The following is a 5,685-nucleotide window of genomic DNA, read 5'->3' on the forward strand; positions in this document are numbered from 1 at the left end:
AGAAGCAATAGACACTCTTATAGTCTACGTCCTAATCTCAATGGCTATAGCTATACTATATGAACCAACTTCCTGTTTTTGATCGCAATCAATAAATGAAAGTTGAATCCTTGAGGTGAGATACTAGTTTTTTTGTACTAATAAGTACACTCAAGCTCATCCGTTTTTGTCAACTTCTCACTGTCATTTTTAAGTCATATTTATCTTTAACTCTAGAGATAGGGAAATAAGTCATTACTCCCTCTTTACTATAAAGTTCACCGTACTATCACATATAGGACAAAGTTAGAGGGTAAACGAAATAAGTTTTGAATACTTACTCCTTCTACCTTTTCCCTTTCTCTATCAATTATGGAACGTGAAAACAACGCCTTATCAAAGCAGACAGCGACAACGGAAGTTACAGCACCGAAGCCTTCACTAGCATTTATTGATGCTGTGGCCCTCATTGTCGGTATTGTCATCGGGGCTGGTATTTTTGAAAGCCCTGCTTTGGTTGCGGCTAATGCAGGTAGTAATGTTGCGGTACTGTTGTTGTGGTTAACAGGAGGTGCAGTATCTTTGATTGGGGCTTTGTGTTACGCCGAGTTAGCGACGACTTATCCCCATGTGGGAGGTAATTACCATTACCTCAAACGCGCCTTTGGGAAAAAAGTCGCCTTCTTATTTGCTTGGGCGCGGATGATAGTCATTCAAACAGGTTCTATTGCGCTGTTGGCATTTGTTTTTGGTGATTATATCTCCCAAATCTTGCCACTTGGAGCCTTTTCCGCTTCTCTTTATGCAGCAGGTGCGGTCGCTGTATTAACAGCATTAAATATTTTTGGTTTGCAGCAGGGTAAATGGACACAAAACTTACTAACAGTGGCCAAAGTCCTTGGCTTGCTGCTTGTAGTGATTATTGGACTGTCCTTAGCAACTCCCCCTACTCCCCCCACTCCTCCTACTACCTCTACTTCTGAAGGTACTTGGGGACTAGCAATGGTGTTTGTCTTACTATCTTATGGTGGATGGAATGAGGCAGCTTACATCTCGGCAGAAATCAAAGATAAACAACGTAATATAGTTCGTTCTTTACTTTGGAGTATTGGCATTATCACCGCCATTTACCTGTTGATCAATCTAGCTTACCTGCGGGGATTGGGATTGGTGGAAATGGCCCAGTCGCAAGCAGTCGCAGCTGCTTTAATGCGTCAGAGTTTAGGTAAAGTGGGAACATTATTTCTCAGTCTGCTGGTTGCAGTTTCTGCTTTAGGGGCAATCAACGCCACTATTTTAACTGGCGCACGTAGCAATTACGCCTTGGGGCAAGACTTTTCACTATTTAGATTTATGAGAAGTTGGCAGTATCAAAAAAGTACTCCCAACATGGCTTTTTTGTTGCAGGGGGCGATTTCCCTAGCTTTGGTGGGGCTAGGTAGTATCACCCGCAACGGCTTTGAAACAATGGTAGACTATACAGCCCCTGTATTCTGGTTTTTTTTCCTACTTTCAGGTATATCGCTGTTTATATTGCGAAGACAAGAACCTCATATTAACCGTCCGTTTCTAGTCCCACTTTATCCTTGGTTGCCTTTGCTATTTTGTCTTGTCTGTGGCTATTTACTCTACTCCAGTTTGGCTTATACCGGAGTAGGGGCAATAGTTGGTGTTGTGGCAGTAATTTGTGCAATCCCCTTACTGTACTTGGATCATCACCTTTTGAGGAATAGGTGAAATGATTGGGGATTGGGGATTGGGGATTGGGAATAATCACTAACCACTAATACCCAACTCTATAAGTTAAAGGAGAAAATCATGCAATTACGACGAATGCTAATTTTACTTGTGACTGGAATTAGTGCTGTGAGTTTGAGTGTGGCTGGATGTACAAATCAGCAGCGTAACTTTGAAGCAGATGCACAAACGCCAGCTACACCAACTCAGCTTCAAGAAACTCCACAAGCTGATGTACCTTATGTACCAACTTCACCAGAAGTAGTAAATGCTATGTTGCAATTGGCACAAGTTACAAAAAATGATGTAGTTTACGATCTTGGTAGTGGAGACGGACGTATTCCCATTACCGCAGCCCAGAAATATGGTGTTAGTCGTGCAGTAGGTGTGGAAATCAATCCCGAACTTGTGCAGGAAAGCAAAGCCAATGCCCAAAAAGCAGGTGTTAGCGATCGCGTTACATTTCAGCAACAAGATTTATTCCAAACTAATTTTGATGGCGCAACGGTAGTAACACTATACCTGTTGCCTGATGTTAATTTGAAACTCCGACCCAAATTGTTACAAGAACTCAAACCAGGTACTCGTATTGTTTCCCATGCTTTTGATATGGGTGAGTGGAAACCAAAAAAGACGGTACAGATACAAGGCACAACTCTTTATTTATGGGTTGTTCCTGATCAGGTTCCTAAGAATTTGCTTCAATAAATCGTATAAACTACCCTAACCTGCCTTGCAGATGAGGTTAGGGTTTTGCCTCTAAAGCAAGCTGCGGCACAAGACTACAGATTGAAAACTGCGATCGCAAGTTGCATGGATTCAGGCCAACATTGACAATGATCACTAATTATGTATGAGATATTTCATTTAAATATATTTACAAAAAATTACTATTAACTTATTGACTGCCAATAACCTTTTATAAAAACATCCCATATATTTGTTGCCTATATGGTTTATAATAAAATTAGATAATTGTTATATTAATCACAAAAAAAATAGTTCATCATCAAACAAGCGTAAAAGCACGGTTGTCTGATAATTGTATTGATACAGCAACGATTACGGGACTTCAAAAGCATCAATGTATACTAGTGAATCAACTAAGTATTCTCCAACGACGGACATCGGTCAAAGAAGTCGTATTTTACTAGTCGAAGATGAAGAACTAATTAGAGAAATGATCGTCCTTGCTTTGGAAGAGGAAGGTTATGGAGTCATAACGGCTGCGGATGGACGTTCTGCTGTAGAACAATTAAAAAATTTTGAAGCCAATTTAGGCGAACCAACTTTTGATTTGGTAATCCTAGATTTAATGCTGCCTCAAATTAATGGTTTAGATGTCTGCCGCTTGCTGCGCTATCAAGGCAATCCAGTACCGATTCTCATGCTCAGTGCCAAAGGAAGTGAAACTGACCGTGTTTTAGGTCTGGAGGTGGGAGCCGATGACTACCTTACAAAACCCTTCAGTATGCGGGAATTAGTAGCTAGGTGTCGTGCTTTGCTTCGCCGTCAGCGTTTGAGCAGTTTACCACAACTACCAGCTCTTAATTATAAAGAGATTACTTTGTATCCGCAAGAGTGCCGTGTCTTAGTTCGTGGTCAGGAGGTAAATCTCTCACCAAAAGAATTCCGCTTGTTAGAACTGTTCATGAGTTATGCTCGCAGAGTATGGTCACGCGAACAGTTGCTAGATCAAGTTTGGGGACCAGATTTTGTTGGAGATAGTAAAACTGTAGATGTTCACATCCGTTGGTTGCGGGAAAAATTAGAGCAAGATCCCAGTCGTCCTGAATATATTGTGACTGTACGTGGTTTTGGTTATAGATTTGGATAAGTTGTTAGTATAGTCTGTGCGAAAGCAACTAACAACTTGTGATGTTAGTATTTAGTTTTCTTTTTGGATTGACAATAGGACTAGGGGTTTGGATTTGCCAAATGGTGCAACTGCGCCGCATCATAGGAAAAATCCCACCCTCATTAAAGTCGCAACCTAGTGATATTGCGCTACCGCTAATTCCACGCCTGCGGCACGATATTGCTGAGTTGCAGCAACAGCAGTTATATTTGCAACAAATTATATATAATTATCAAGAATTGTTAGAATCAGCACCTGTAGGATATTTGCAGGTAGATGAAGAAAATCAACTACTGTGGTGCAACCAGCAAGCACGAGAGATATTGTATTTGCAAAGGTGGCAACCGGGACAAGTGCGGTTGTTACTAGAATTAGTACGATCTTATGAACTAGATCAGTTAATTGAACAAACTCGCGATCGCCAGCAATCTCAGATAAAAGAATGGGTATTTCACCCCTCTTGTGAAAGTGCGGCAGCAATGCTAGAACATAAATCTGTAATGTTGCGAGCTAGTAGCTTGCCTTTATCTCATAGAGAAGTAGGCGTATTCTTGGAAAATCGCCAAATACTCTTGGAAATTAACCAAGCGCGTGACCGTGCTTTTTCTGATCTTGCCCACGAATTGAGAACACCATTGACCTCTATTCGTTTGGTAGTGGAAACTTTGCAAGGGCGCATTGAACCACCTTTAGATCGTTGGGTTAATCGCCTAATGCAGGAAGTTGACCGACTGATTTATTTGGTGCAAAGCTGGTTAGAACTTACTCAACTAGAAACCGATCCCAGCCTGAAACTCAATTGTCAATCAACAGAAGTGCGATCGCTTATTAGCAAGGTCTGGGAAACTCTTGAACCCCTAGCAGTACGCGCTCAAGTCCAATTTGTCTATCAAGGTTCAGAAAATATTTGGCTTTATGCGGATGCTTCCCGCCTTTACCAAGTTTTCCTCAACTTGCTGGACAATAGCATCAAGTACAGTCCTGTTGGTGGTAGTATTACTGTTGAAACAAAAATCTCATCTGTAAAAAATAATCGTAATGGTAAACCAAACGCACAAGCTAATCTAGAAGTTAATATTATTGACTCTGGAGCAGGTTTTGCCGAAGCGGATTTACCTCACGTTTTTGAACGATTTTACCGGGGAGATCAAGCACGAACTCGTGATCAAACAGTTGAAAGTAGTTCTACAACAATAGTAGGTAGTGGTTTAGGTTTGGCGATCGTTCGTCAAATAATTCTGGCTCACGGTGGTTCAATTAAAGCCATGAACCATCCGATTACAGGTGGTGCGTGGATACAGTTTGTACTACCTGAAGTCATGGCAAATTCTTAAAAGCAAGACTATATTTAAAAATATCTTCATGTTTGGGAATGCAAGCGTGAAAGCAATTATATATGATCCTAACTCTGGAACGACCCAGCTCACGCGAGAAATCAGACGCTTAGAGCGCGATATCTTACGCATGGGAGCTTTGGTGGAACAATCGTTTCGTTTAAGTCACCAAGCCTTATTCGCTCGCGATTTAAAAGCAGCTGAGGAACTTCCCCATATGGATAAACAGATTGATCGCTTTTATAAACAAATAGAATCAGACTGTGCGGCAATTATGACGCTACAAGCTCCTGTTGCTCAAGATTTGCGTTGTTTGAGTGCTTTTATGCAACTGGTGCGTGACCTAGAACGGATTGGAGATTATGCTAAAGATTTAGCAGAAATCGCAGTCAAAATCTTTTCTTATCCGCCTCACCCTTGTTTAGCAGAAATTGCCATGATGTCGCACCATGCTCAAGCAATGTTAGCAACGAGCTTGGTGGCTTTGGCTGATTTAGATGAAGTCGGTGGACGCAGTATCAAACAACTAGATGATGCTGTAGATAGCGCCTACGAACATCTCTATCAAACCTTAGCCTATCAAAAAGATGTACCAGGCGTAGTCGAGCCAATTCTGTTGTTGGTATTAGTAATACGCCATCTAGAACGTATGGCAGATCATGCAACTAATATTGGTCAACGAGTGGCATATATCGTAACAGGTCAGCGCCACTAATAAAATGAGTCATTGGTCATTGGTCATTGGTCATTGGTCATTGGTCATTGGTCATTGGTCAT

Annotated in this window: 5 protein-coding genes; all 5 read left to right on the forward strand. The window is 41.3% G+C overall.

The window, feature by feature from the left end:
* Nucleotides 1–351: 351 nt before the first annotated feature.
* The 5 genes from AC5JMK_RS11745 to phoU all read left to right on the forward strand — a co-directional run bounded on the left by AC5JMK_RS11745 (nt 352) and on the right by phoU (nt 5,623).
* A complete protein-coding gene (locus AC5JMK_RS11745; RefSeq protein ID WP_495910152.1) occupies nt 352–1,716 on the forward strand; it encodes an APC family permease in 1,365 nt (454 codons plus the stop codon).
* Between the two features lie 81 nt (nt 1,717–1,797).
* Nucleotides 1,798–2,424, forward strand: coding sequence for an SAM-dependent methyltransferase (locus tag AC5JMK_RS11750; protein ID WP_096675039.1), 627 nt, complete (start codon nt 1,798–1,800; stop codon nt 2,422–2,424).
* A gap of 376 nt (nt 2,425–2,800) precedes the next feature.
* Nucleotides 2,801–3,553: a winged helix-turn-helix domain-containing protein gene (locus AC5JMK_RS11755; protein WP_096675038.1), complete on the forward strand. Its 753-nt coding sequence runs from the start codon at nt 2,801–2,803 to the stop codon at nt 3,551–3,553.
* A gap of 41 nt (nt 3,554–3,594) precedes the next feature.
* The gene (locus tag AC5JMK_RS11760) at nt 3,595–4,908 is read left to right on the forward strand and encodes an ATP-binding protein (RefSeq protein WP_096675037.1); all 1,314 of its coding nucleotides are present in this window, start codon (nt 3,595–3,597) and stop codon (nt 4,906–4,908) included.
* 28 nt (nt 4,909–4,936) lie between these two features.
* On the forward strand, nt 4,937–5,623 hold the full coding sequence (gene phoU, locus AC5JMK_RS11765) for a phosphate signaling complex protein PhoU (RefSeq protein WP_096675036.1): 687 nt from the start codon (nt 4,937–4,939) through the stop codon (nt 5,621–5,623).
* Nucleotides 5,624–5,685 lie beyond the last annotated feature (62 nt).

The organism is Pelatocladus sp., assembly GCF_059505505.1.